4 protein-coding genes are annotated in these 5414 nt (G+C 36.7%); 1 reads left to right on the top strand and 3 read right to left on the bottom strand.

The window, feature by feature from the left end; genetic code table 11:
- The 3 genes from STRDD10_RS01700 to STRDD10_RS01710 form a co-directional block, all read right to left on the bottom strand.
- Positions 1–425, bottom strand: a 425-nt coding sequence (locus STRDD10_RS01700; RefSeq protein WP_331709814.1) for a Spy0128 family protein, incomplete at its 3' end; no start/stop codon positions are given.
- Between the two features lie 34 nt (positions 426–459).
- On the bottom strand, positions 460–1014 hold the full coding sequence (gene lepB / locus STRDD10_RS01705) for a signal peptidase I (RefSeq protein ID WP_067192598.1): 555 nt from the start codon (positions 1012–1014) through the stop codon (positions 460–462).
- A complete protein-coding gene (locus STRDD10_RS01710; RefSeq protein WP_067192600.1) occupies positions 1014–3668 on the bottom strand; it encodes a DUF7601 domain-containing protein in 2655 nt (884 codons plus the stop codon). Before STRDD10_RS01710 ends, lepB begins: the two co-directional genes overlap by 1 nt.
- Before the next feature lie 245 nt (positions 3669–3913).
- Between STRDD10_RS01710 and pepT the strand changes: the two genes are divergently transcribed.
- Positions 3914–5140 (top strand): peptidase T, encoded by a 1227-nt coding sequence (pepT, locus tag STRDD10_RS01715; RefSeq protein WP_067192602.1) that lies wholly within the window; start codon positions 3914–3916, stop codon positions 5138–5140.
- The last annotated feature ends 274 nt before the right edge of the window (positions 5141–5414 follow it).

Consider the following 5414-nt stretch of genomic DNA (forward strand, 5'->3'; position numbering starts at 1 on the left):
TCAGCAACTTCTTTTACAGTATATACATACTCGCCCGCATGGTCATAAGATACATCTTTAAAGATATCTTCTGTTGCTTTTATAACCTTATTAGCGGTTACTGAGTCTTTTGAAGAATAGGTTACAGAACGGTTTGGGATGTGACCTTTTGTTGACTCTGTTTCTGAAGCCTTTTCATAATTTGCTCCATTAGAAGATTTCCCTTCCTTTGGTGTGAATGTAAAAGTAAAAGTCGCATTTGGTACTGTGATTCCCTCTGCAATATCCAAAACTTTATTGATAGCAACTTTAGCATTTGTTTCTCCTGTTGCCTGTGCAGTTGCAGTGTTATTATCAGCTAAAACACTAGGTGCTTGCAAAAGTGGTAAAAGAACAGTGGCAACAGCTGTTGTTGTGAACAGTTTTTTCATTATACTATTTTTCATATGAACTCCTTTTATCAATATAAACAATTTCTCATCAGAATCCTCTTCGTCTAATGAGCGTAACGACTTTTCCATCAGTATCATTGATTGGTATGGGGCCAAAGACCCGACTATCAACTGCACTTGTTCGATTATCTCCTAGAACAAATAGTTGACCTTGGGGAACTTTTATCGGAAAGGTTATCCCACCTTTATAAAGCAACGTTTCTTTATAGATATCCTGCTCCTGCTGTGGGGAACCATTGATAATCAAACCATTTTCGTTGATGTCTATGCTACTCCCTTCTGTTGCAATGACACGTGCTACTCTCTCTTTCCCCTCATAACTGTAAACTAATAAATCTCCGACAGAATAGCGTTTATCTAAGCGATAGTAAACTACCAAATCTCCATCTTTCAAAGCAGGCTTCATCCCATCATCATTATAACGAATCACCCCAAAGAGGAAATAGTAAAGTGAGGCAAATACCACTACTACAACCACCAACTTACCGAAGAGATACTTGAGGTCATCCATCAAGGTTGGGGGAGATTTATCTCTCCTCATCATTTTTCCTTTTTTCTCTTTACTTTGCTTGATTTTAAACATCATCTTCTCCTACGTTTGACACTTTGAATGAGAACGACGATAACTCCACTTCCTCCTAAAAGGCTAACAAAAAGAAGGGTTGCAGGTGTTGCTAGTAAGTCAATACCTGTTGCGGGCACACTGTTTTTCGTATTACGAACAATTACATCCTTATCTCCATCCAAAGTTCCTGTTTGATTTATATAACTAACTTGATACCCTTTGGCAGACTCATCATTTTCTTTCACGCTATAAGTAGCGCCAAGAGGTAGGTTTTCAAATTTTATTGTTTGATTATTTTTCAACTGAATGCTAGCTGTGCCATTGACAAATTCTGTATTCAGCTCGGTACCACCAGCCATTACTTTTTGGCTCCCATTTAAAGGTTGACCATTTACTTGAACAGTTACATGAATAGTAAAATCTTGTAGTAAGTTAGCAAAAGCTCCTGAGAGTTCCTTCTTAACAGAAAGTTGTGGAAGTTTATGGTTAATGACTACTGCTGTCATATCCCTAAAGACGTTACTTTCTTGATTGTTATATGATACCTGATAACCTTTAGCAGACTGGCTGTCTTCCTCAATTTTATAGTGTGTTGCTCGTTTCATATAGAGAATTTTTATCACTTCTCCAGCTCGTAGCTGAATCTCAGCCTTACCTCTAATGAATTGAATATTTGTTTTTTTGCCTTCTTCATCAGGGGCGCCAGCTTTTTTTATAATAGCATCATAATTTTCTTTCAGCCAATCAGAAGAGTCTTTCGAAACTGGAGCATAACTATTTGTAAATTTAATCTTATAAACTGTATTTTCCCTTGGTTTTTCAGCCTCTAGTCGTTTTTCTATCGTTAAAGATGGAAGTTGACGATAGATAATTTTAAAACCATCTCCCGTACTAGTTTTCTCAATTCTCTTTTCAAAGCCCTTTATGTCAGGAGCATCCACATCATACTCATGGCCTCTAGCTACACTTTGGAATGACGATGTATTGACTTGATGATTTGGATTACTACCCTGGATTCTAGTTTGGATTTCAGTTATCCTATAAGAACGATTTTCATAACCATTTTGACCTGGATTTTGGATAAGCTTGACGTTAATTGAATCAGGTTTCGGCGCAGTTATATTATTCTCATTTAGACCTTCAACACCCTTCCATTCGACTGTGACTGGTAAGTTAATTGGATCTGAAGGTCTAAAAATTGGTTTTTCTGTGAATTCTTTACTAGACTCTTTGGGATTTTCTATTCCATAAGTATATGTGACATCAGCGCTGACATTGGAGTAAAGCTTCGTCCGATCTCCTCCTTCAGCATCTTGTTCCGTTACGCTAGTATCACCAGCAATCGTATCTGATGCTTCTTGAGTTGTCTCTACAGAAAATCTCAGAGCATAAGTCACATTATCTTCAAGAGAATAGTCAGGATTAAACTCCGCAATAACTTTGATATGTCCTTGATTATCTGTTATTGAGTTAATAATCACCTGACTTTCAGTCAGTCTCTCTTCTCCTCCGTTCTCATCCACCTTCACAACTCTCAAATCCGAGGAATTCTCTGGAATCAGTGATACGAACTTGGATAGGGTATCTGTTATCGTTACCTTTCGTACACCTAACGGAAGAATTTTTTTTGTAATCGCATCAAATTGACTTTGAAGACTAGTTTCATCTGTCGCTGAGAGGACTTCGTTCGGTATAGTTGGATTATACAAACCGACATGATTATTAAGTGATGTTATACTATCTTTGGCCCCGATATAGCGAAATTTTATAGAATAAAATCCATCTATTTGGGGTGCTAGGTAACTTGATGCATATGCCATTGCTGTATCTAGGTTTTGAGTAAAAAATGCTGGCGTTGGCGTGTAAGAAGCAACATTTGAGAGAGAAGAGTAGTTAAACAATGTATTTCCCTCTTGATCATAATACATGTTTGCCTCACCATCAGATAGCAAAATAATAACTTTTTTCGCTTCAGGTCTTGCACTTTTCAGCAATTCATTTGCTTGTCTAAGTCCAGCCTCGATATTTGTTCCTCGACCAATTCCAGAATGGTACCCTCTAGTTTGTTCTTCATTTGCAATCGTTAGCGAATCAACAACATTTTTTGCTTGATTGGCATCATTCTCCCAATTCAATAATGTTTCAGCATCATCATACTTAGAAATATTGGAATAAAAACCAGCAAATTCAGGCCATTTTCTATAAGAATAATGGTAACGTGACCCATTATCCCATGAATTATCGATCTTCCCAGCAAATCCGACGATTGACAAACGGTTTTGAGAATTCGCTAGTATAGAGTCAACCAGTCCAACTTTGCCAGCTATTCCTTTTAAGGTTCGCTTCAATGATTCGATTCTAGATATAGCATGTTCTCCCTCTACATTTACATCCTGTTCAATCATGCTGCCTGATAAATCTGCTACAAATATCACATCTAGTGGTTGAGTTTGTGTTTGACTCCCAGACTTTGATAATATATCTAAGCTCAACTGATAGCGATCTGTAATGGGTTGTTGATTTTCATCCAATAATGGTGCCAACGTTTTATGGATAGACGTTTCAGGTGGTTCTTCTTCTGCAAGAAGTCTATGAAATGGTGCACATAAAATAAATAGTGTTAACAAAGCAATAAAATAACGATACCAGATTATCCAACACTTTTTATTCATCTTTCTATTCAACAAAAATCCCCTTTTCTATTAATACAAATATGATTTCTAATTTTTTTCAAAATCAACATAGATATTATAATATCTCGTTTCTTGAAAGTCAATATGTTGATTAATATATCTATATAAAGTATCGAAAATTGAAGATTTTCTGATATATTATTTTATTTCAATTAAATTAAATTATCGTTTTGTCATCATACCTAATCTATGATACAATAGAGAAAAAATAAGAGGAGAAATTTATGAAATACCCTACTTTACTTGATCGATTTTTGACCTATGTCAAAGTCAATACTCGCTCTGATGAAAACTCTACCACTACGCCCAGCACCCAGTCGCAGGTAGATTTTGCGACGAATATCCTCATCCCTGAGATGAAACGAGTTGGTCTGCAAAATGTTTATTACCTACCAAATGGTTTTGCTATCGGGACTTTACCTGCCAACGACCCTGGTTTCACTCGTAAAATTGGCTTTATTTCTCATATGGATACTGCTGATTTCAATTCTGAAAATATCCAACCTCAAATCATTGAGAACTACGATGGTGGTGTGATTCCCCTAGGTAATTCCGGTTTTAACCTTGATCCTGCAGATTTTACTAGTCTGAACAAATACCATGGTCAAACCTTAATCACAACAGATGGAACCACACTTCTGGGTGCTGATGACAAATCTGGGATTGCTGAAATTATGACTGCGATTGAATACTTAAATGCTCACCCTGAGATAAAACATGGGGAAATTCGTGTCGGTTTCGGTCCTGATGAGGAGATTGGTGTCGGAGCAGACAAATTTAATGCTAAAGACTTCAATGTAGATTTTGCTTATACAGTAGATGGTGGCCCCTTAGGTGAGTTACAATATGAAACTTTCTCAGCTGCAGGTGCAGAAATAATTTTCAAAGGACGCAATGTTCACCCTGGAACCGCAAAAGGTCAAATGATTAATGCCCTTCAACTGGCTATCGATTTTCATAATGAGTTACCAACAAGTGACCGCCCTGAATTAACCGAAGGATACGAAGGCTTTTATCACTTAATGCACATCGATGGTAATGTTGAAGAAGCACGGGCAAGCTACATTATTCGTGATTTTGAAACAGATACTTTCAATGAACGAAAAGGAACCATGCAAGCTATTGCAGATAAAATGAATGACCAACTTGGAAGCGAGCGAGTCCTCGTAACCCTGAAAGATCAGTACTATAACATGAAACAGGTCATTGAAAAAGATATGACACCAATTACAATTGCTAAGTCTGTTATGGAAAACCTAGGCATCACGCCAAGGATTGATCCAATCCGCGGTGGGACAGATGGTTCTAAAATTTCCTTTATGGGAATTCCTACTCCTAACCTTTTTGCTGGTGGTGAAAATATGCATGGTCGATTTGAATACGTTAGCCTTCAAACGATGGAAAAAGCAGTGGATACCATTGTGGGAATTGTCCAGTACAAAGAAAATTAAACACAAAAGAAAGGAAGAAAAGTTTCCTACTTCTTTCTTAAACTTAAAATCAAGAACTCAAACTTTTTAAGATTTGATAGATAGGTTAAATGAACTTTTTATCAATTGCTCACCTCCCTTAAGTTTTATTATTGAGCCAGTAAACAATTGTTTCTAAAAAAAGCAACTTATTGTCTTCAAGAGCAATAAGCTGCTTTTTTTCTATGGAGAACTTTTTTATCTCATTTCCTATACTTAAACTAGGTTAAATTCACACTAAGCAACCATCCGTAAA

The organism is Streptococcus sp. DD10, assembly GCF_001578805.1.
GTDB lineage: Bacteria > Bacillota > Bacilli > Lactobacillales > Streptococcaceae > Streptococcus.

Bases quoted from the DNA above. Each gene is read 5' to 3' on its own strand.
- lepB (WP_067192598.1), bottom strand. From the start codon at position 1,014: ATGTTTAAAATCAAGCAAAGTAAAGAGAAAAAAGGAAAAATGATGAGG.
- STRDD10_RS01710 (WP_067192600.1), bottom strand. From the start codon at position 3,668: ATGAATAAAAAGTGTTGGATAATCTGGTATCGTTATTTTATTGCTTTG.
- pepT (WP_067192602.1), top strand. From the start codon at position 3,914: ATGAAATACCCTACTTTACTTGATCGATTTTTGACCTATGTCAAAGTC.